The organism is Actinomadura flavalba DSM 45200, from assembly GCF_000374305.1.
Lineage (GTDB): Bacteria > Actinomycetota > Actinomycetes > Streptosporangiales > Streptosporangiaceae > Spirillospora > Spirillospora flavalba.
This window is the reverse complement of record NZ_KB894093.1, coordinates 1,160,469-1,182,190: the sequence shown is the minus strand read 5'-3', so window position 1 is coordinate 1,182,190 and position 21,722 is coordinate 1,160,469. Positions and strand designations below refer to the sequence as shown.

Here is a 21,722-nt window from a genome sequence, read left to right as displayed (position 1 = left end):
CCGGTCAGGACGACGCGATGGCGGTGCGGTAGGTGGTGTAGGCGGGTTTCGGGGTGTGGTCGTCGGTCATGAGGCCGAAGCGGTGGAAGAGGCCCGGGTCGGAGGAGTCGGCGTCGCGGAGGGAGAAGTGCAGGTAGGCCGCGATGTTGAGGGTGGCGGCCGCGCCGTCGAGCGTCGTCAGGACGTCGTGCAGCACTCGCGCCTGGCGGGCCGGGTCGCGGTCCGGGCCGGTGGGCCAGCCGTGCTCGGTGATGTGGATCGGGACGTCCGGGCCGATGCCCGCCCGCGTCATCAGGTCGCGGTGCAGGGCGAGCAGGCCCGCCGTCGCGGCGGGGACGTCGGGCTGCGGGAAGAACACGTCCGGGAAGAAGTCGAGGCCGACGTAGTCGAGCGCGGCGAGGAGGTCCGGGCCGCCGAGCGTCGTGATGTCGTCCAGGAAACCGGCGGACGGGCCGAGCAGCGGCGTCGTGTTGAATCCGACGCGCAGGTCGGGCAGGCCGAGCCGGTCCGCCTCGGCGCGGGCCGCGACGACGCCCTCCACCAGCGCCCGGCGCACGTTCGGGTAGGCGCCGTCGAGCGTGGCGACGTCCGTCATGTTCGGCTCCTCGGTGACCTGGAGCGTCGCGATCGACGGCCCGTGCCGCCGGAGCAGGCCCCGCAGGAACGCCAGGTAGCCCGGTACGTCGCCCGAGTCCGACTGGTACTGCGCGACGAGGTCGAGCCGCCGTCCCTCCCCGGCGTACCGGGCGACGTCCCGGGGCGTCTCGGTGGCGTCCCGGCCCGGATCGGTGAACGCGGTGTAGCCGCGCACGAGGAAGGGCCGGCCGCCCGCGAGGTCCCGCAGGGCCGCGAGGATCGCGTCCGGGTCGTCGGGCGGGCCGGACGCGAGGCCGCCCCGGTCGTCCCCGGTGATCGACCCGGGGTAGATGCCGTACTCCATCACGCCTCCGTGTCCGGCCAGGTCAGGGTGCCCGCGTCGATCTCGGCGACGGTCCGCTCGACCCACTCCAGCTCCGCCCGCCGCACCGCCGCCGCGTACTCCGCCTCGATCACGTGCAACCGCGGCATCCCGGCCCGCGCCGTCGCCGCCTCCAGCTCGCCGAGCGCCGCCCGCACCCGTCCGGCCCGCGCGGCGAGCGCCGCCCGCGCCCCGTCCGGTCCGAGCGCGCCGAGGTAGGCCACGGCCGTGAGGAACACCGGGTACTCCTCGCGCGGCTCCCGGATCAGCTCGTCCAGCCACCGCGTGAACGCGTCGCGTCCCTCGTCGGTGAGCCCGTAGACGGTCCGCGCGGGCCGCTTCCCCTCCCGCGACGTCTCGCGTACGACGACCCACCCGGCGTCCTCCAGTGCGTCGACGACGTCGTACAGCGAGCCCCGGTTCGTCTTCACGCCGGTGCCCCGCTCCCGTAGCACCGCCCCCATCTCGTACGGGTGCATCGGTCTCTCCACCAGCAATCCCAGCACCGCGAGCGCCAGCGGATTCTTGATCTTCCGGGTCATTGGTCGCCTCCTGTTATCAGAAACCGACTATAGCCCAAGGCGCGCTTTCAGGGAGAACCAGGACGGTCGGCCGTGCTCTCAGCGGTGTCCGTGCGGGCCGTGCCAGTCGAGGCAGAGGACGGTGGCGTCGTCGGCCAGGCGGCCCCGGCCGGTCTGGTTCACCGCGGCCGTCAGGGTGCGGACCACCTCGCGGGGGTGGTCCTCGGCGGTGGCCTTCAGCAGGGCGGGCAGGTCGACGATCCTGGCCTGACGTTCCTGCATGCCGTCGGTGTAGAGGACGATACGGTCGCCGGGACGCAGGTCCAGGCGCTGGACGCGGTAGGAATCGGGGACCGGGACGCCGAACGGGACGTTCGCGTCGAGCGGGATCTCGGCGGCCTCGCCGTCGCGGAGGCGCAGCGGCTGCGGGTGGCCCGCGTTGACGACCTCGGCGCCGCTGCCGTCCAGCGCGATGCGCAGGAGCTGGCCGGTGGCCATGCTGTCGGGACGGTGGTCGACGATCGCCCGGTGCGTCCGGCGGGCCTGCTCGGCCAGGGTCGTGCCCGCGCGGCGGGCGCCGCGGGACGCGTTGACGAGCAGGGTCGCGAGCAGGGCCGCCTCGGTGTCGTGGCCCATCGCGTCCGTGACGGACAGGTGCAGCGTGTCGTGGTCGAGGGCGAAGTCGTAGGTGTCTCCGGCGGTCTCGGCGGCGGGCACCAGCGCCGCCGCGAGCGTGAACTCCGGCGCCTGGCAGCACGACGCCGACGGGAGGAGCTGCCGCTGGATCTCGGCGGCGAGCGTCACCGGGACGGTGCGCTGCCCCCACAGGTACAGGTCGGTGAAGCGGCCGTCGGTGACGAGGATGTAGGCGAGCGCGTGCGCGGCCTCCCGGACGCGGTCCAGGATCTCCTCGGTGACCTCGGGCAGGAACAGTTCGAGCACGCCGATGATGTCGCCCCGGTTGGTGACCGGCGCCAGGACGCGCTGCGTCGTCTCGCCGCCCGCGGCCAGGACCAGCCGCTGGCCGCGCAGCACCTGTTCGTAGACGCTGCCGGGCAGGTGGACCTTGTCGTCCTCGCGTCCGGCGCGGGACTGCGACTCCTCGGTGACCCGCACCATCTGGAGTTCGACGACGTCGACGAACAGGAACGACACGGACCGCGCGCCGAACCGGTCGCGCAGGTGGCGGGCGACCACGTCCAGGGACTCGACCGGCGAGGCCGCCTCCGCCTCGGCCAGCACCTCGGCCAACGCCAACCGCTTACGCACCCGCCGACACCTCCACGTTCAGCTTCGCGTCCTTCCTTCCCCGCGAAGATCGTTCGCACCGTCGCTCTCCGCGACCGCTCGCGGAGCAACCTTCCCACGCCACCGACACCCCCAGCAGAACGCCACCACACGACCAGCCGAGAAGAACACCCCACGAACGACGCCACCCTCCACCCACGGACGCGCACCAAGGCACACGCCACAGACGGCCGAGCAAGAGCGCCGAGAAGAAACCCGCCCCACCCGCACGTGCGCGGGCACCAAGAACCACAGCGCGTGCGGCCAAGCGCGGACGCCAAGAACCGATGCGACGTGGGCACCACCGTTCTCCGCACGCAGACGGGCACCGAGGGAGGCGGCGCAGGCGGCCAATGAGGACGCCGCGGAGGGGCGCGGCGCCGTTCTCGGTGCGCAGACGGGTGCCGAGGGTCGTGGTGCGGGCGGTCACGCGTGGCGCCGCAGAGGGGCGCGGCGCCGTTCCCCGTGCGCGGACGGAGCGCCGACGAACGCGGCGCAGGCGGTCAAATGAGCGTCGAGGAGGGCGCGGCTCGGCGCCGTTCTCGGTGCGCGGACGGGTGCCGAGGGTCGTGGTACGGGCGGTCACGCGTGGGTGTTGAGGAGGCACGCGGCGCCGTTCTCGCGCTTGGGCGGGCGCCGAGGGTCGTGGTGCGGGCGGCCAGGGGTGGGTGCCGAGGAGCGATGCGACGTGGGCGGCGCGGTTCTCCGTGCGTGGGCGGGTGCCGAGGGTCGTGGTGCGGGTGGTCACGCGTGGGTGTCGAGGGGGCGCGGCGCGGTGCCGTCTCGGTGCGTGGGCGGGTGCCGGGGGAGGCGGTGCGGGCGGTCACGCGTGGTGTCGCGGAGGGGCGCGGCGTGGGTGGTGCTGTTCTTCGTGCGTGGGTGCCGGAGGGCGTGTGGGGTCAGGTGAGGGTGTCCAGGAGAGCGGCGGCTTGGGCTGTGCCGTTCTCGGTGCGTAGGCGGGTGCCGAGGGTGGCGGCGCGGGTGGTGAGGGCCGGGTCGGTGGTGGCGGTGCGGAGGCGGGCGGCCAGGGCCGGGACCGTCAGGGACCGGAACGGGAGCGGCGCGGTGCCCGCGCCCAGGGCGTTGACGCGTTCGGCCCAGTAGGGCTGGTCGCCGAAGAACGGCACGACCACGGACGGGACGCCGGCGCGGAGCCCGGCTGCCGTCGTGCCCGCGCCGCCGTGGTGGACGACGGCGGCCGTGCGGGGGAAGAGCCATGTGTGGGGGACGTCGTTGACGGCGAGGATGTCGTCGTCGGACGTGGCCGGGTCGCCTTGGACGATGCCGCGCAGGCCCGCGACGCGCAGGGCGGCGCGGACGGTGAGGTCGGTCAGCCCGGGGTCCTTCGGGATCATGCTGCCGAAGCCGACGTAGACCGGCGGCGGACCGGCCTCCAGAAAGGCCGCGAGGTCGGGCGAGGGCGTGTAGCCGGGTTCGTCCAGCGTCCAGTAGCCGGTCAGGTGGACGTTCGGCGGCCAGTCCGGGGGCCGGGGGACGACCGTCTCGCTGAAGCACGCCAGGACCGGCACGCCGTCCGCGCGGACGGCCCGCATCGGCCCGCGCAGCGGCAGCGGCGCGAGGTTCAGGACGTCGCGGCGCCACGGGTTGATGAACGGGCGCGCGAGCTGCCAGGCGATCTGGTCGACGGCGGCGAACGACGCGCGGTTCGCGCGCGCGCCGAGCATCCGCGCCTGCGGCGTGAACGGGTGCGGGAACGCGCCGGTCGGCTGGGACGGCTGGAAGTGGATCAGTGCCCACGGGACGTTCAGGTGCTCGGCCAGGTGGCCGGGGAGCAGCGCGAGCGTCGGGCCGAGGACGAGGTCGGCGCCCTTGCACGCGTCGAGGCACTCGCCCAGGAGCCGTTCGGCGAGCGGGCCGAGGATGCGCCGGAAGCCGCCGAGGAACGTCACCGGGTTGCGGCCGCCGGCCAGCAGTTCCTGCCCGGCGTCCGAGTTGAGGATCTCGGTGGGGTCGGCCGTCAGCGGCGCCAGTTCCAGCCCCGCCGCCTCGGCGAGCCCCGCGTACCGGGCACTCGCGACGAGCCGCACGGTGTCGCCCCGCTCGCGCAGCGCCTTCCCCAGCGCCACGCACGGCTGGATGTCGCCGCGCGACCCGGCGGCCAGGATCACGACGGTGCGGCTCACGGCGCCTCCTGAATCTCACGCCCGGTGGAAAGGCGGGCGGTCACGGGGTCTCCTCGGTGTTCCACCAGACGTCGGGGCGGTCGTCGTCGCGGGAGCGGGAGGAGCGGGGGGCGTCCTCGGGGACGTAGGGGTCGTAGAACCCCTCGGGCGGCGGCGGGGGCCAGCGCCGCTCGCCGTTCTCCCACCAGTGGGCGCGGTGCGGCGCTCCGGTGGGGATGCCGTCGAGCGGGGTCGCGCGGGGGGACGCGGCCGGCTCGTAGTGGGGGGCGGCGAGGACACGACGCCGCACGGCGGACTGGTGCTCGGCGGCGGCGCGTTCGGCGGCCAGGGGGTCGTCGGCGTCCGGCTCGGGCCACGGCTCGGGGGCCGGACGCCGCGCGGCGACCGGCGCGGGCTCGGCCCCGGGGCGCGGGGCGGCCGGGTCGGGAATCGGGCGCGGGGCGGCGGGCTCGATCCCGGGGTGCGGGGCGGCGGGCTCGATTCCGGGGTGCGGGGCGGCGGGCGCGGCCGAGGGGCGCGGGGCGGTGGGTCCGATGCCGGGGTGCGGGGCGGCGGGCTCGATTCCGGGGTGCGGGGCGGCGGGCTCGGCCGAGGGGCGCGGGGTGTCGGGTCCGGTGCCGGGGCGGTGGCCGCCGGCGATGGCGGAGTCGGGTTCGGGACGGGCGGCGGGCACCGGCTGGAGCGTCGGCACCGGCTCGATCGCCGCCCCGGCCGCGCCCGGAATCGGGATGGGAACGCGTCGTTTGGTGTGCTTGGGCCCCATCCAGCCGCGCCGGGACGGCAGCGTCAGCCCCGCGATGACGCCGCCGACGAGGACGAGCGCCGCGCCGAGGATGAGGCCGGACGCCGTGCCGTGCCGGAACTCCTCCAGCTCGGGGGCGGGGGCCCCGACCTTGGGGATGTCGTGGATGAGCAGGCCGAGGATGGCGATGCCGAAGGCGCCGGACGCCTCGCGGATGACGTTGAGGATGCCGCTGGCGACGCCCGCCTTGTCCTCGGGGACGGACTTGAGCACGTACATGACGAGCGGCATGCACATGGCCGAGCCGAGGCCGACGATGAGGACGCCGGGCATGAGGTCGGCGAAGTCGTCGTCGCGCTGGATCGTGGAGAACAGGACCATGCCGGCGGCCATCATCGTCATGCCGCCGCCGATGGCGAGGCGCGGGCCGAGCTTCATCGCGATCCAGAACGCGACGGGCGTCATGGCCATGACGACGATCGCGGACGGCAGCATGACGAGCCCGGATTTGGGCGGCGAGAAGCCGAGGAATCGCTGGAGGAACGTCGCCGCGTAAAAGATCATGCCGTTGAAGCCGATGCCCCACAGCATCTGCGACAGCAGCCCGCCGACGAACACGCGGTTGCGGAAGAACGCCAGGTTGACCATCGGGTCGGGCGCCCAGCGCTCGACGACGATGAAGCACAGCAGCGCGATTCCGGCGAGCGCGAAGACGCCGAGGACGGCGGGGTCGGTCCAGCCGTGGTGGCGGCCGGTCTCCAGGCCGTAGATGAGGGCGAACAGCATCGTCGCGGAGATCATCACGCCGGGCAGGTCGATCCGGGCGTGCTTGTTCTCGCCCTTGCTGGTCAGCACGACCGAGCCCAGCATGATGACGAGGATGCCGGGGATGATGTTGATCAGGAAGATCCAGCCCCAGTGCCAGTGCTGGGCGATGAACCCGCCGATCGCGGGGCCGAGGGCGGTCGCGCCGCCTGCGGCGCTGACCCAGGCGATGGTGCCGACCGAGCGTTGCTTGTCGGTGCGTCCGACGGTGATGACGACCTGCGTGGCGGGCAGGGCGAGGGCCGCGCCCGCGCCCTGGACGATGCGCCCGGTGATGAGGACGGCGGCGTCGTCGGCGAGGCCGCAGACGGCCGAGGAGACCGTGAAGATCGCCATGCCGGTCATGAAGATGACGCGGCAGCCGTAGATGTCGGTGAGCCGCCCACCGGCGATCATCAGGCACGAGAACATCAGGATGTAGCCGGTGGCGACCCAGTCGAGCGCGGACTTGGACATGTCCAGGTCGCGGGCGATCGTGGGCAGGGCGGTCACGACCACCGTGTTGTCCATGGTGATCATGAAGGCGGACACGGCGACGACGGCCAGTGCCCAGCGGTATCGGCCCCGGGTCACGGTTGCTGCGCGGCGGGCCCCACGAGAGCGGGAGGCTCCTGCCGCTTCCCCCTAGATTCGTCGGTGGAGTTTGTTACGATTCGTTCGCGTCTCGTCACGCTACCCGGGCTTTGCTCCGGGGGGTCTCAACTATCCCATCAGGCCACATTGGTTACCAGTGAGTCTTGTCATCGTCGTGACAAGTCATCTGGGAGAAAAGTGGTCCAGGTGCGCATCGAGATGCGGCCGTAGTGGGACATCGTGGACGCTCCGCTTCGTCGAACGATCCCGGCTTCATTGGGGGACCCCCGCGCATGCAGAGCAGCACTGATCGTTCCGGAGCCGCGCAGGACGAGACGCGGATCAGCGAGGATTCGATACGTCGGTATCTGGTCGAACAGATCGCGCGTCGCTCCCGGATCAACGCCACGGACGTCGATCCCGACCGTCCCCTTGAGGAGTTCGGCCTGGCGTCCCGTGACGCCGTGGCCATCGCCGGCGACCTGGAGCAGATGCTCGGCCGCTCGCTGCCCGCGACGCTCGTCTGGGAGCACCCCACGATCAACCGGCTGTCGGTCGCGCTGGCCACCGGCGCCGACCTGCGCACCGCCGCCCCGGCCAACGCCGAGACGGTGACGTCCCCCGTCCGCCCGGTGGACGACGAGCCGATCGCCGTCGTCGGCGTCGGCTGCCGCTTCCCCGGCGGGGACCGCGACCTGTCCGGCCCGGAGGAGTACTGGCGGTTCCTGACCGGGCGCGGCGACGCGATCCGCGAGGTGCCCGACGGGCGCTGGGACCCCTTCGACGACGGCTCGCCCGAGGTCGGTGACCTGCTCGACCGGACGACCCGCAAGGGCGGCTTCCTGGACGACATCGCCGGCTTCGACGCCCAGTTCTTCGGCATCACGCCGCGCGAGGCCGCCGTGATGGACCCGCAGCAGCGGCTGGTGCTGGAGGTGGCCTGGGAGGCGTTCGAGCACGCCGGGATCGGCCCGGCGTCGCTGCGCGGCAGCCGCACCGGCGTGTTCGTGGGCGTCTCGGCGCCGGAGTACGCGGCGTTCACCGCGAGCGACCTGGCCGGGCTGGAGCCGTTCACGGCGACGGGCGCGGCGCTGAGCATCATCGCGAACCGCCTGTCGTACCTGCTCGACCTGCGCGGCCCCAGCATGATCGTGGACACGGCGTGCTCGTCGTCGCTGGTCAGCACGCACCTGGCGGTGCGGGCGCTGCGCAACGGCGAGGCGGACGTGGCGCTGGCGGGCGGGGTGAACCTGCTGCTGTCGCCCACGGTCACGATGACGTTCGACATGGCGGGCGGCACCTCGCCGGACGGGCACTGCAAGGCGTTCGACGCCTCCGCCGACGGCATGGTGCGCGCCGAGGGCTGCGGCGCCGTCGTCCTGAAGCGGCTGTCGGACGCGGTGCGCGACGGCGACCGGGTGCTGGCGCTGGTGCGCGGCTCGGGCGTGAACTCCGACGGACGCTCCAACGGGCTGGTCGCCCCGAACTCCGACGCGCAGCGGGCGCTGCTGCGCGACGTCTACGCGGGCGCCGGGATCGACACCCGCGAGGTCGACTACGTCGAGGCGCACGGCACCGGGACGTTCCTCGGCGACCCGATCGAGGCCAAGGCGATCGGCGAGGTGCTGGGCGCCGGACGCGCCGTGAGCGAGCCCCTGCTGCTCGGCTCGGCCAAGTCGAACCTCGGGCACATGGAGTCGGCGGCGGGCATCGCGGGCCTGATCAAGGCCGTGCTGGCGCTCTACCACCGGACGATCCCGCCGAGCGTGCACTACAAGGAGCCCAACCCGCACATCCCGTTCGAGGACCTGCGGCTGTCGGTCGTGGCCGACGAGACGCCGTGGCCGGACCGGAACCACCCGCCGCGCGCGGGCGTCTCCGGGTTCGGGTTCGGCGGGACGAACGCGCACGTGCTGCTGGAGGCGGCCCCGGCCGTCGAGGTCGCCCGCGAGCCGGCCGAGGTGCGGACGTTCGCCCTCTCGGACACCGCCGCCGACCGCGTCCGCGACCACGCGAGCGTGCTCGCCGCGTGGCTGTCGGACGACGTGGACCTGGGCGACCTGGCCCGCACGCTGCACGGCCGCACCGGACGCGGCCGGGCCCGCGCCGCCGTCGCCGCCCGCGACCACGCGGGCCTGCGCGACGGCCTGACGGCGCTGGCCGAGGGCCGCCCGCACCCGGGCGTCGTCACCGGCACCGCGCTCGGTGCGCCGGGACGGCCCGTCTGGGTGTTCTCCGGCTACGGCTCGCAGCGCCCCGGCATGGCCAAGGCCCTGCTGGAGGAGGAACCGGCGTTCGCCGAGGCGATCGACGACCTGGACGGCCTGTTCGCCGAGGAGGGCGGCCCCGAGCTGTGGTCGCTGCTGGAGTCGGGCGAGAAGCTGGAGGGCGGCCCGGCGCAGATCATGCCGGTGCTGTTCGCCGTGCAGATCGGCCTGGCCCGCATGTGGCAGACGTACGGGGTGGTGCCCGCCGCCGTGGTGGGGCACTCGATGGGCGAGGTCGCGGCGGCGGTCGTCGCCGGGAAGATCTCGCTCGGTGACGGCGTGCGGATCATCTGCCGCCGCTCGAAACTGCTGACCTCGCTGGTCGGCGGCGGCGCGATGGCCGTGCTCGGCGCGTCCGCCCGCGACGTGGCGCGGCTCGCCGCGGACCTGCCGGACGTGCACGCGGCCGTGCACTCCTCGCCGCGCCAGACCGTGGTCACCGGCGACGCCGACCAGATCGCGACGATCCTGGAGCGGGCCGAGGCCGAGGGCCGCCTCGCCCGCCGGGTGCAGGCCGAGGGCGCCGGGCACTCGCCGCAGGTGGACCCGCTGCTGGACGACCTGCGCGCCGAGCTGGCCGAGATCGGCGCCGACCCGGGAACCCCCCTGGCCGAGGGCATCCGCCTCTACACGACCGCGCTGGACGACCCGCGCGCGCTCGGTGACGACGCCCGCCTCAACGCCGCCTACTGGGCCGCGAACCTGCGCAACCCCGTCCGGCTGACGGACGCGATCGCCGCCGCCGCCGAGGACGGCCACCGCACGTTCGTCGAGGTCAACGCGCACCCGATCCTCGCGCACGCGGTGGGCGAGACGCTGGACGGGGCCGGCGCGCTGGTCACCCATACGCTCAAGCGGGCCCCCAAGGGCCAGGAGACCGACGACGCGCTCACCTTCCACGCCCAGCTCGCGGCGCTCGCCGCGCACGGGCTCGTGACCGCCGGGCCCTCCGGCGGGGCCGTGATCGACGTGCCGTCCGCGCCGTGGCGGCACGAGCGGCACTGGGTGGACCACTCCGCGCGGGCGCGGCGCGGCGGACGCGACGAGCACCCGCTGCTCGGCGCGCACGTCGAGCTGCCCGGCGAGGACCGGCACGCCTGGCGCGCCGACGTCGGCACCGCCGCGCTGCCGTGGACCGCCGGGGCGGCCGTGCACGGCCTGCCGGTGCTGCCCGCCGCCGCGTTCGCCGAGATGGCGCTGGCCGCCGGGGCCGAGGTGCTCGGCACCGACGCGCTGCGCGTCAACAGCCTGTGGATCGAGCGGCCGCTCGCGCTGGAGGAGTCGACGGTCGTCACGACGACGTTCGACGAGGCCGAGCACCGCGTCGAGATCCACACCCGCACCCCCGCCGGGACGTGGAGCCGCCTGGTCAGCGCGGACGTCGGCCCCGACGCGGGCGAGCCCGCGCAGGTCTCCGGCCCGGTCACCGAGGTGGCGGGCGCCGATCGGGGCAGCCGCCACTACCGCGTGCACCCCGAGGTGCTGGACCGCGCGCTCGCCGTGCTGGCGGGCGAGGCCGCCTCCGTCGCGGGGGACGGCGCGGGGAACGGGGTCTGGCAGGCCGAGACGATCGGGCGCCTGCGCGCCTTCGGCCCGACGCACCGGGGCGGGCACGTCCGCGTGGCCGTCACCCGGGAGGACGGCGACGTCGTCGGCGCCCTGCGCATCGACGGCCCGGACGGCGAGGCCCTGGCCGAGGCCACCGGGATCGTGCTCCGACGCGTCGAACGCGCCGACGTCCCGGTGCCGCTGACGGACAAACTGGTCGAACTGGTCTGGGACGCGACCGACCTCCCCGACACCTCCGACGCGCCGGGCACCTGGCTCGTGCTCGCAGAGGACGACGACGCCCTCGCCCGCGAGACGGCCGCGCTGCTCGAATCCGCTGGCCATACCGTCCTCCTTCGCTCCCTGCCGACGACCACAGCCTCACCCGCCCCGTCCACCCCCGGCGAACCCGATCCGAACCTGTGGATAACTCCCGCGACCGTCGCGGCCGCCGCCAACCCCGGCGCGCAGGGCGCTGACGACCTCTCGGCAGCGCTCTCCGGAGCCGCCGAGACCGTCGGAGTACTCGTCGTCCCGCCCGCGTCGCTCGTCGACGAGGAACTGCTGCTCACCGTCGCGACCGTCTCGGTGGCGCTGCCGGACGGCCCGCGCCTGTGGGTCGCGACGCGCTCCGCGCTGCCCGTCCTGCCGGGCGAGGCGGGCCTGCACCAGCAGGCGTCCGTCCGCGCGCTGACCCGCGTCCTGTCGTTCGAGCGGACGGTCCAGCGCGCCACCCTGGTCGACGTGGACCGCCCCGCCGACCTGGCCGCCGAGCTGCGCGCCGGCGACGACGCCCGCGAGGTCGCCTGGCGCGGCGGCGTCCGCCGCGTCGCCCGCCTCGCGCAGGCCGCGCTGGGCGACGGCAAGCCGCGCAAGCTCGTGCGACGCGGCGCTTCCTACATCGTCACCGGCGGCTACGGCGGCATCGGCCTCGTCACCGCCCGGCTGCTCGCCGCGCGCGGCGCCGGACGGATCGTGCTGTCCGGCCGGTCCGGGCCGAGCCAACAGGCCGAGAAGATCCTGACCCGGCTGCGCGAGGACGGCGTGGACGTCGCCGTCGTCCTCGGAGACCTCGCCGAGCCCGGCACCGCCGAACGGCTCGTCGCCGCCGCGAACGCCGACGGCGCCGTGCTGCGCGGCGTCCTGCACGGCGCGGGCGCCATCGACGACCGGCTCGTCGCCGAACTCGGCGCCGCCGACGTGACCCGCGTCTGGGCCGCCAAGGTCCACGGCGGGCGCGCGCTGTCGGAGGCGACCCGGGACGCCGACCTCGACTGGTTCGTCACCCAGTCGTCGGCCGCCGCGCTGCTCGGCTCGCCCGGCCAGGCCGCCTACGCCGCCGCCAACGCCGCGCTCGACGCCCTCATGGCCGACCGCCGCGCGCACGGCCGCCCCGGCACCACGATCAACTGGGGCACCTGGTCGCAGGTCGGCGGCGCCGCCGACCTCAAGGTCACCGTCATCGAACCGCTCAGCCCCGCCGAGGGCGTCGAGGCGCTCGAAGCGCTGCTGGCGACCGGCCGCGCCGAGACCGGCGTGCTGCGGTTCGACCCGGCCGCCGCCGTCGCGCTGTTCCCCGAGATCCGCGCGATGCCGTACTTCGCGGCGCTCACCGCGGCCGCCGACGCCGCCGGACCGGACGGCGCCGCCCCCGACTGGCCCGGCGTGGACGCCCTGCGCGCCCTCGACCCGGCCACCGCCCGCGCCGCCGTCGCCGCGCAGATCCGGTACCGGATCGCGTCCGTGCTGGGCTTCGAGCCCGAACGGCTCGACCCGGCGATCCCGCTCACCGACCTCGGGCTCGACTCCCTCGTCGCCGTCCGCATCAAGTCGGGCGTCGAACACGACCTCGGGCTCACCGTGCCGCCCGCCGTCTTGCTCCAGGGCGCGTCGGTCAACGTGTTCGAGGAGTGGGCGTCGGGCGAACTCGGCTTCGGCGCGGCCCCCGCGCCGAGCGCCGCGTCCAACGCCGAGGCCGGATACGTCATGCCGCGCGACGACGCCGAACGCCTCGCCGCCCGGTTCTTCGAGGACGTCCTCGGGCTCGACCGCGTCAGCGTCACCGCCGACTTCTTCGGTGACCTCGGCGGGCAGGAGCACCAGGCCGCCCGCGTCGTCGCCCTCGTCAACGCCGAGATGGGCACCGCCGCGACCGCCGAGGAGCTGTTCGCGGTCCCGACCGCCGAGGGCGTCGCCGAGACGATCCGCGCCGCCGACGAGGAAGCCGCGCGGCAGACCGTCCGGCCGCTGCACCCGCACGGCTCGGCCCGCCCGATCTTCATCGCGCACCCGGCGGGCGGCACCACGGCCTGCTACCGGCAGCTCGTCGACCTGCTCGGCCCCGACCAGCCGGTGTACGGGCTGGAGCGGTTCGAGGACGCCCCGTCCGTCGAGGAACGCGCCGCCCGGTACGTCGCGGCGCTGCTCGACGCGCAGCCGCACGGCGCGTTCCGGCTCGGCGGCTGGTCGTTCGGCGGCGTGCTGGCCTACGAGACGGCCCGGCAGCTCACCGCCGCCGGACGCGAGGTCGAGTTCGTCGCGCTGTTCGACGCGGGCCTGCCGCTCGCCGTCGACGACGAGTCCGCCACGCTCGCCGTCCGGTTCGCCGCGTTCGCCGACTACATCAACGAGACGTACGGCCTGTCCGTCGACCTGGACGCCGCCGAACTGTCCGGTCTGGACGAGGAGGCGCAGTTCGCGATCGTCATGGAACGCGCCGCGCCGCTCGTCGACCACATCCCCCCGGCGGCTCTGACCCACCAGCTCACGTCCCACCAGGACACCCGGTCCCTGGAGGCGTACGAGCCGGGCGGCTACGACGGCCGGGTGATCCTCTACTACGCGCCCGAAGAGACACCGTGGTCGGTCAAGGACGCCCGCTACGTGCTCGACGGCACCAACGGCTTCGGCGAGATCTGTTCCGACCTGGAGATCGTCACGATCCCCGGGGTGCACCACCTGAACCTGCTCGACCCGCCCGGCGTGGACGTGCTCGCCACGGACCTGCGGCGGCGGCTCGAAGCCGGGGCAGCGCACGAGGCCGGCGGACGTCCCGCGGTCACCTCGGCCCGCTGAACGGGCCTTCCCACCCAACCCGCTCTCCACGGAGGAGACCCAATGGCCCAGTCCCACGACCTGCTCGACGCCGCGCGGGCCGGTGCGAGCGAGCAGGAACTGCTGGACATCGACCTGCCCAGCCGGTTCCGCGCCGCGTTCACGCGCAAGGACGAGGTCGGCATCTTCGAGGGGCAGACCGACAAGGACGTGCGCCGCTCCCTGCACGTCGGCGAGGTCGACATGCCGGAGCTGGCGCCGGACGAGTGCGTCGTCGCCGTCATGTCCGCGGCGATCAACTTCAACACGGTCTGGTCGGCGATCTTCGAGCCGGTGCCGACGTTCGCGTTCCTGGAGAAGTTCGGCCGCCAGGGCTGGTACGGCGCCCGGCACGACCTGCCGTACCACATCCTCGGCTCGGACGGCTCGGGCGTCGTCGTGCGCACCGGCGCGGGCGTGAAGTCGTGGAAGGTCGGTGACCGCGTCGTCATCTCCCCGTCGTACGTGGACGAGGAGGACCACGGCTCCTACGACGACGGCATGATGAGCGAGACGCAGCTCGCCTGGGGCTTCGAGACGAACTTCGGGTCGCTCGGCGAGTACTGCATCGTCAAGGCGAACCAGCTCATCCGCAAGCCCGCCCACCTGACGTGGGAGGAGGCCGGGGCGAACACGCTGTGCGCGGCGACCGCGTACCGGATGCTCGTCGGGCAGCACGGGGCGCGGATGAAGCAGGGCGACATCGTCCTGATCTGGGGCGCGACGGGCGGTCTGGGGTCGTACGCGACGCAGCTCGTGAAGAACGGCGGCGGCATCCCGGTCGCGGTGGTGTCGTCGGAGGAGAAGGCCGAGCTGGTCCGCGCGCAGGGCTGCGACCACGTCATCAACCGCTCCGAACTGGACCTCGGCGAGCAGGGGCTGCGGCACCCGAAGGCGGGCCGGATGCTGGGCGAGGCGATCCGCCGCCTGACCGGCGAGGACCCCGGCATCGTGTTCGAGTACCTGGGCCAGGAGACGTTCGGCGCCTCGGTGTACGTCGCCAAGCGCGGCGGCAAGATCGTCACCTGCGGGTCCTCGACCGGGTACAAGCACCAGTACGACAACCGGTTCCTCTGGATGCGCCTCAAGTCGATCATCGGTTCGCACGGCTTCAACTACCACGAGGCCGTCCAGCTCAACCGGCTGATCTCCCTCGGCATGATCCACCCGACGCTGTCGAAGGTGTTCCCGCTGGAGCAGGCGGGCGAGGCGACCCGCGCCGTCCAGACGAACCAGCACATCGGCAAGGTCGCCGTCCTGTGCGGCACGCCGAAGGAGGGCGAGGGCGTCGACAACCCCGAGCTCCGCGCCAAGATCGGCGAAGAGAAGCTGAACCTCTTCCGCCGCTGAGAGATCCGCACCGAACGTCCCGGCCCGCCGAGCGCGCGCCGGGACGTCGGCATTTGACCCGGAAAGGGGAGCCCGGCAGGTGAACGTCATGTCAGTGGACCAGGTGCTCGACGAGCGGGAACGCCTCAACGCGGCGTGGGACGAGGCCGAGGAGGACTACCTCGGCACGCTCCGGGACGACACCCGCCTCACGCAGTGGTGCGAGCACCTGCACGGCGAGCTGGCGGCGATCGAGGACGTCCAGGCGGCCATCGCCGCCGCCGGGGCCGGGACCGAGGGCGACCGGCGGCAGGCGCGGACCGGCGCCGCCGTGGTGACGCTGCGGGTGCGCGCCGTCTACGAACGCCGGATCGTCACGACGACGCACCTCGTCCGCAAGATCACCGGCCTTCAGCACCTCGCGGGCCTGCACCGCGCCCTGCTGCCGGAGCTGCACCGTCAGCTCGTCCGCAGGCACCCGGACATGCTCCAGGAGTTCCAGGCCATCGACGCCGAGATCACCGAGTTCCTCCACCGGCACGTCCCCGACGCCGACCAGCGCCGCCGCGACGCCTGGCGCGGCGCCATCGAGACGCAACGCCTCGCGGTGGAACGCCTGGACGAGATCGCCCCCGGCTCCGCCGCCACCTGGCGCTTCAACCCCCCACCGACCTGGCCCGACCCCCAGCCCGGCTGGACCCCGCAACCCGACTGGACCCCCGACCCGTCCTGGGAAATCCCGCCCGACGAAACCTGGCACTTCTGGCACAGAACCTGAACAGAGCCAAGAAACGGACGACCCGGTCCGTTTCTCGTTCCCGAAACCGCACCCGCTTGACGCTCTCCCAGCCTCTCCCCAAGCATGGTGCTCGTCAGCCCGACGCTTGCGAGGGAGCGGAAATTGCGAGCTGTCAAGATCGGCGGCACGTGCGAAGGCGGCACATGCCCCACCCTGTGGCGTCTGGAGGACGGGCGCGTGGCCGTGCAGGGCTTCGCCGCGACGGACCCGGAGCTTCTGGCGCAGCTTGATCTGCCCGCAGGTGAAAGCGTCGTCATCGTTCCACCGGCGCTCCTGGAGGCGTTCGCACGGTGAACGTGTCAACGGAAAAGTTCGAAGAGCTGTTCTCCAGTTTCCAACGTTCGGCCTTCCGCCTGGAGACGCTCGACGCGTACTCGATCCCCGGGGAGCAGGCGACACTCCAGGCGTTCCTGGCCGGTGAACCACAACCGGAATCGCATCGCAACGCACCGTGGGCGGCATCCGTTCGCGAGATCACCCGAGCGGGAAAGCGCATGTTCCGGGTTCACATCGTGCAGCGGCCGCTTTCGGACTACCTGCGCTACGAGCTGTCCTGGGGTTATCGCCGCAACCAGCAGGCGGGCGAGGAGTTCTTCATCCTCGATGTCACCAACCGCCCGAATCCTCTCGCGGGCGTAAGTGACTTCTGGCTCTTCGACGACGAGACGGCCATCGTCATGGAGTACACAGAGGCAGGCGAATTTCTAGGCGCCGAGATCGCGGAGAACGTCGGCCTCTATCGCACCCACCGAGACCGCGCGGTCGCCGAAGCCGAGCCCTTCGACGCATGGTGGGAGCGATACGGCTGAACTCGCTAGACTTGGGTCCGGCGCTTCGGGAGCTGAGGTTGGCGTCTGCCAGGCAGGCCAACTCGGTCGCCCGCGGCGCCTCCATGTCCAAAAGTAAACTCAGCAAGATTGAGAACGGCCGCGTCCAGCCGAGCGTCGTAGACGTCGACCTCATCCTCAAGGTACTCGACGTCCCGGACGAGATCCGAATGGAGTTCCTGAACGCCGCCCGCGCTGCGGTCACCGAGGCGACGGCCTGGCGGTTGTACCGCCGGCTGGGATTCCACAAGCACCAGCAGGAAATCCGAGCCGTCGAAGCAGGGACACGACTGCTGCGCCTCTTTCAGCCATCCGTCGTACCGGGCCTCCTCCAGACGCGCGCCTACATCCGCAGGATGCTGGAGCGTTTCGCTCTCTCGCCGGACGTGCTAGCCGGTTCCATCGCCGCGCGCCTCGAACGCCAGGCCACCCTCTGCGCCCAGGACAGGGAGTTTCGCTTTCTGATCACCGAGTCGGTACTTCGATGGGAGATGCTGCCTCCCGTCATGATGGCCGAACAGCTGGATCGCCTGATCTCGGTCTCGCGCCTGTCGAATGTTTCGCTCTCCGTGCTCCCTATGGGCGGGCCGAAACCGGACGCTCCCACGTCGGCGTTCGTGATCTTCGATCGGCGGTTGGTGACCATCGAGATACCCCATGCCGAGATCACGACACGCGATCCCCAGGACATACAGTTGTATCTTCAGAAGTTCGCCGGATTTGAGCAGATCGCCGTCACCGGTGAGGCGATGCGGAACCTGGTCCAGGATATTCGCGACGAAACGTTGAGGGAACGGGAAACTTCGTAGCCGCCAATCCGATCTCCCCATACTCTCGTGCCGATGGCGGTGCTGTCTCGTGCGTGGACGGCTCATCGACGCGGGGGGTGTTGTGGGTAAGCACAAGAAAGAAGTGGAGTGCGGTTCTTGCAGCGGTAAGGGCGGTGCTTGGAAATCCGACGACGGAAACCGCGTGTGGAGGCGGTGCGCGCTGTGCAACGGGACGGGGAAGCAGTGAGCGCGCGGCGCGTGATCGACACTGTTGCGAGGGAGATATTCATTCCGGACGAGATTTTCGTGCGGAATGCGGCCGGATGGCTGGAGCCGTTGCGGCGGGTGGACGATCCGGCGGGTTGGCGGGAACGGGTGGCGGCGGACGCGCCGATCGTGACGCGGGTGGCGCCCGATCCAGCGCTTCCGGAAGGGGTGGCCGATCCCGCGACGGGTAGGGGGATCGAGTCGACGAGTTCCAGTAGCGCTCCCTTCGTCATGGCGCGGATGATCGACGCGCTGGAGTTGCGGGCGGGGATGCGGGTGCTGGAGATCGGTACCGGAACCGGGTTCAACGCCGCCGTGCTGGCGCGGATCGCCGGGGCCGGGCGCGTCGTCAGCGTCGAGCGGGACGCGGTGGCCGCCGGGTGGGCGCGGACGGCCCTTGAGGCGTCGGGGTCTGATGTGCGCGTGGTGATCGGGGACGGCGCGGGCGGGTACGCGCCCGGCTCGCCGTACGAGCGGGTGATCGCCACCGCGTCGGTGCACGACATCCCTTACGCCTGGATCGAGCAGACACGTCCGGGCGGCCTGCTCGTCATCCCGCTCGCCCCCACGATCCATCCGGAGTGGCCGCTGGCCGTCCTCACCGTCCACCCGGACGGTACGGCGTCCGGCCGCTGTGTCGGGACGGCGCCTTTCATGCCGCTCGACACCGCATCTGGCCCGTCCTTGTGCGTGGACAAGGCCGAGGAACGATGGGAAAGGGCGGGACGTCCTGATCCGGACCGCTACGGGATCACGGTCACGCCGGAGGGCCAGGCGATCTGGCTCGACGCACCCGAACACCCGGTCGCCCCCTGAGCCGGACCGAACGCTGGGTGGCCGCTTTCCGATACGCCGGCGGACCCCCGATTCCCCGCCGACGGCGCCAGTGAGCAGGACCGACGCGTGAACGGGATTCATTCGTTGTCTTGAATCGTTCAGGTTAAGGGTGGTAGGTTGCTCGTTATGACGACATCCCGGACTCCTGGCGTTGCCGCTGAGTTGCGTGCGGTCGGGTTGCGGGTCACGGCGGCGCGGGTCGCGCTGCTGGAGACCGTCCGGGTGGGTGATCACCTCGACGTGGAGTCGATCGCGTCGGGCGTGCGGGAACGCGTCGGTCACGTGTCCGTGCAGGCCGTCTACGAGGGACTGCACGCGCTGACCGCCGCCGGGCTCGTGCGCCGCATCGAACCGGCCGGGAGCCCCGCCCGGTTCGAGGGACGCGTCGGGGACAACCATCACCACGTCGTGTGCCGGTCGTGCGGCGCCGTCGCCGACGTCGACTGCGCCGTCGGCCATACGCCCTGCCTGACCGCGTCCACCGACCACGGCTTCGCGATCGACGAGGCCGAGGTCACCTACTGGGGCCTGTGCCCCGCCTGCACCGCCACCGACGATTCGACGACGAACCGTTGAACCCCCTGGCCCGGGAGGAATCCCCTTGACCGAGAACCACGACGCCATCGTCACCGACGCCAAGGACCAGGACGCGGGCGGCTGCCCCGTCGCCCACGACCGCGCCCCGCACCCCACCCAGGGCGGCGGCAACCGCGAGTGGTGGCCCACGCGCCTCAACCTGAAGATCCTCGCCAAGAACCCGGCGGTCGCGAACCCGCTCGGCGCGGACTTCGACTACGCGGCGGCGTTCCAGGGCCTCGACCTGGCGGCGGTGAAGCGCGACATCGCCGAGGTGCTGACGACGTCGCAGCCCTGGTGGCCCGCCGATTTCGGCCACTACGGCCCGTTCATCATCCGGATGGCGTGGCACAGCGCCGGCACCTACCGGATCAGCGACGGACGCGGCGGCGCGGGCGCGGGCCAGCAGCGGTTCGCACCGCTCAATAGCTGGCCCGACAACGCCAACCTGGACAAGGCCCGCCGCCTGCTGTGGCCGGTCAAGAAGAAGTACGGGCAGAGCCTGTCCTGGGCCGACCTGCTGATCCTGTCCGGCAACGTCGCGCTGGAGTCGATGGGCTTCGCGACGTTCGGCTTCGCCGGCGGACGCGAGGACGTGTGGGAGCCGGACGAGGACGTCTACTGGGGCCCCGAGCAGACCTGGCTGGACGACCAGCGCTACACCGGCGACCGCGAGCTGGAGACCCCGCTCGCCGCCGTCCAGATGGGCCTCATCTACGTGAACCCCGAGGGCCCGAACGGCAACCCGGACCCGATCGCGGCGGCCCGTGACATCCGCGAGACGTTCCGCCGGATGGCGATGAACGACGAGGAGACCGTCGCGCTGATCGCGGGCGGCCACACGTTCGGCAAGACGCACGGCGCGGGCCCGTCGGAGTCCGTCGGCGCCGACCCGGAGGCCGCGTCGATCGAGGAGCAGGGCCTGGGCTGGAACAACACGTTCGGCACCGGCAAGGGCAACGACACGATCACCAGCGGTCTTGAGGGCATCTGGACGCCGACCCCGGTCACCTGGGACAACAGCTTCTTCGAGACGCTGTTCGGGTACGAGTGGGAGCTGTTCAAGAGCCCGGCGGGCGCGCACCAGTGGCGGCCCAAGGACGGCGCGGGAGCGGGCACCGTCCCCGACGCGCACGACGCGGCCCGGTCGCACGCCCCGACGATGCTCACGACCGACCTGTCGCTGCGCTTCGACCCGGTCTACGAGCCGATCTCGCGCCGCTTCCTGGAGAACCCGGCCGAGTTCGCCGACGCGTTCGCGCGCGCCTGGTTCAAGCTGACGCACCGCGACATGGGCCCGGTCGTGCGCTATCTCGGCCCGGAGGTGCCGGCGGAGACGCTGCTCTGGCAGGACCCGCTGCCCGAGGCGACGCACGACCTGGTGGACGAGGCGGACGTCGCGGCGCTGAAGGACAAGGTGCTCGCGTCCGGCCTGCCGGTCGCGGACCTGGTGTTCACCGCGTGGGCGTCGGCGTCGACGTTCCGGGGCGGCGACAAGCGCGGCGGCGCCAACGGCGGGCGCGTCCGGCTCGACCCGCAGCGCGGCTGGGAGGTCAACGACCCGGACCGTCTCGCGGCGGTGCTGAGTGGCCTGGAGCAGATCCGGCAGGAGTTCAACGGCGCGCAGTCCGGCGGCAAGCGGATCTCGCTGGCCGACCTGATCGTGCTGGCGGGCGGCGCGGCCGTCGAGAAGGCGGCCCGCGACGGCGGCACCCCGGCCGAGGTGCCGTTCACGCCGGGCCGGGTGGACGCCTCGCTGGAGGAGACCGACGTCGAGTCGTTCGCGGCGCTAGAACCGTCTGCCGACGGGTTCCGGAACTATGTCGGCAAGGGTCGCCGGCTCCCCGCCGAGTACCTGCTGATCGACCGCGCGAACCTGCTGACGCTGTCCGCGCCGGAGATGACCGTGCTGGTCGGCGGCCTGCGCGTGCTGGGCGCCAACTCCGCCCGGTCGCCGCTCGGCGTCCTGACCGACGCCCCGGAGACGCTGACGAACGACTTCTTCGTCAACCTCCTCGACCTCGGCACGACGTGGAAGGCGACTTCGGCGGACGAGACCGTCTTCGAGGCCCGTGACGACGCGTCCGGCCAGGTCCGCTGGACGGCGACCCGCGCCGACCTGGTGTTCGGCTCGAATTCCGAGCTGCGCGCCCTCGCGGAGGTTTATGCCAGTGACGACGCCCGTGCCCGTTTCGTGGCGGATTTTGCCTCCGCTTGGACGAAGGTCATGAACCTCGACCGGTTCGACCTGGGCTGATTTCCCCACCGACGTCCCGGTCCGCTACGGCGGCCCGGGACGTCGTGCTTTGTGATGCGTCGGCGGAGAACATGGGTACAACTGCCGTAATCACGGGAGGTC

Annotated in this window: 14 protein-coding genes; 9 read left to right on the top strand and 5 right to left on the bottom strand. The window is 72.7% G+C overall.

What is annotated here, in order from left to right; translation table 11 throughout:
- Positions 1-4: 4 nt before the first annotated feature.
- The 5 genes from C229_RS0105300 to C229_RS29485 all read right to left on the bottom strand — a co-directional run bounded on the left by C229_RS0105300 (position 5) and on the right by C229_RS29485 (position 7,050).
- Positions 5-940, bottom strand: a complete 936-nt coding sequence (locus C229_RS0105300) for a hypothetical protein (RefSeq protein WP_018654041.1) — start codon at positions 938-940, stop codon at positions 5-7.
- Entirely contained in the window at positions 940-1,500 is a 561-nt protein-coding gene (locus tag C229_RS0105295; protein ID WP_018654040.1) for a PadR family transcriptional regulator, read from the bottom strand. The genes C229_RS0105300 and C229_RS0105295 overlap by 1 nt, the downstream gene beginning before the upstream one ends.
- A gap of 78 nt (positions 1,501-1,578) precedes the next feature.
- A complete protein-coding gene (locus C229_RS0105290) occupies positions 1,579-2,748 on the bottom strand; it encodes a PP2C family protein-serine/threonine phosphatase (RefSeq protein ID WP_205624420.1) in 1,170 nt (389 codons plus the stop codon).
- A 917-nt stretch (positions 2,749-3,665) separates the two neighbouring features.
- Positions 3,666-4,910, bottom strand: coding sequence for a glycosyltransferase (locus C229_RS0105285; RefSeq protein WP_018654038.1), 1,245 nt, complete (start codon positions 4,908-4,910; stop codon positions 3,666-3,668).
- 40 nt (positions 4,911-4,950) lie between these two features.
- A complete protein-coding gene (locus C229_RS29485) occupies positions 4,951-7,050 on the bottom strand; it encodes an MDR family MFS transporter (RefSeq protein WP_018654037.1) in 2,100 nt (699 codons plus the stop codon).
- 293 nt (positions 7,051-7,343) lie between these two features.
- Between C229_RS29485 and C229_RS0105275 the strand changes: the two genes are divergently transcribed.
- The 9 genes from C229_RS0105275 to katG all read left to right on the top strand — a co-directional run bounded on the left by C229_RS0105275 (position 7,344) and on the right by katG (position 21,620).
- Entirely contained in the window at positions 7,344-13,940 is a 6,597-nt protein-coding gene (locus C229_RS0105275) for a type I polyketide synthase (RefSeq protein WP_018654036.1), read from the top strand.
- Between the two features lie 42 nt (positions 13,941-13,982).
- Positions 13,983-15,308 carry a crotonyl-CoA carboxylase/reductase gene (ccrA, locus tag C229_RS0105270; protein WP_018654035.1) on the top strand — a complete coding sequence of 442 codons (1,326 nt, stop codon included), beginning with the start codon at positions 13,983-13,985 and terminating at the stop codon, positions 15,306-15,308.
- Positions 15,309-15,396: 88 nt separating this feature from the next.
- Entirely contained in the window at positions 15,397-16,065 is a 669-nt protein-coding gene (locus tag C229_RS0105265) for a hypothetical protein (RefSeq protein ID WP_155884604.1), read from the top strand.
- An 84-nt stretch (positions 16,066-16,149) separates the two neighbouring features.
- Positions 16,150-16,380, top strand: coding sequence for a hypothetical protein (locus C229_RS0105260; protein WP_018654033.1), 231 nt, complete (start codon positions 16,150-16,152; stop codon positions 16,378-16,380).
- The gene (locus tag C229_RS0105255; RefSeq protein WP_018654032.1) at positions 16,377-16,895 is read left to right on the top strand and encodes a DUF6879 family protein; all 519 of its coding nucleotides are present in this window, start codon (positions 16,377-16,379) and stop codon (positions 16,893-16,895) included. The genes C229_RS0105260 and C229_RS0105255 overlap by 4 nt, the downstream gene beginning before the upstream one ends.
- Entirely contained in the window at positions 16,874-17,722 is an 849-nt protein-coding gene (locus tag C229_RS0105250) for a helix-turn-helix domain-containing protein (protein WP_018654031.1), read from the top strand. The genes C229_RS0105255 and C229_RS0105250 overlap by 22 nt, the downstream gene beginning before the upstream one ends.
- Before the next feature lie 165 nt (positions 17,723-17,887).
- A complete protein-coding gene (locus C229_RS0105245; protein WP_018654030.1) occupies positions 17,888-18,766 on the top strand; it encodes a methyltransferase domain-containing protein in 879 nt (292 codons plus the stop codon).
- 147 nt (positions 18,767-18,913) lie between these two features.
- On the top strand, positions 18,914-19,363 hold the full coding sequence (locus tag C229_RS0105240) for a Fur family transcriptional regulator (protein ID WP_026313459.1): 450 nt from the start codon (positions 18,914-18,916) through the stop codon (positions 19,361-19,363).
- 25 nt (positions 19,364-19,388) lie between these two features.
- Positions 19,389-21,620, top strand: a complete 2,232-nt coding sequence (gene katG, locus C229_RS0105235) for a catalase/peroxidase HPI (RefSeq protein ID WP_018654028.1) — start codon at positions 19,389-19,391, stop codon at positions 21,618-21,620.
- Positions 21,621-21,722: the final 102 nt, after the last annotated feature.

Excerpts from the sequence above, each read along its gene's own strand:
- C229_RS0105300 (WP_018654041.1), bottom strand. The coding sequence starts at position 940 with ATGGAGTACGGCATCTACCCCGGGTCGATCACCGGGGACGACCGGGGC.
- C229_RS0105295 (WP_018654040.1), bottom strand. The coding sequence starts at position 1,500 with ATGACCCGGAAGATCAAGAATCCGCTGGCGCTCGCGGTGCTGGGATTG.
- C229_RS0105275 (WP_018654036.1), top strand. The coding sequence starts at position 7,344 with ATGCAGAGCAGCACTGATCGTTCCGGAGCCGCGCAGGACGAGACGCGG.
- ccrA (WP_018654035.1), top strand. The coding sequence starts at position 13,983 with ATGGCCCAGTCCCACGACCTGCTCGACGCCGCGCGGGCCGGTGCGAGC.
- C229_RS0105265 (WP_155884604.1), top strand. The coding sequence starts at position 15,397 with ATGTCAGTGGACCAGGTGCTCGACGAGCGGGAACGCCTCAACGCGGCG.
- C229_RS0105260 (WP_018654033.1), top strand. The coding sequence starts at position 16,150 with ATGGTGCTCGTCAGCCCGACGCTTGCGAGGGAGCGGAAATTGCGAGCT.
- C229_RS0105250 (WP_018654031.1), top strand. The coding sequence starts at position 16,874 with ATGGTGGGAGCGATACGGCTGAACTCGCTAGACTTGGGTCCGGCGCTT.
- C229_RS0105240 (WP_026313459.1), top strand. The coding sequence starts at position 18,914 with ATGACGACATCCCGGACTCCTGGCGTTGCCGCTGAGTTGCGTGCGGTC.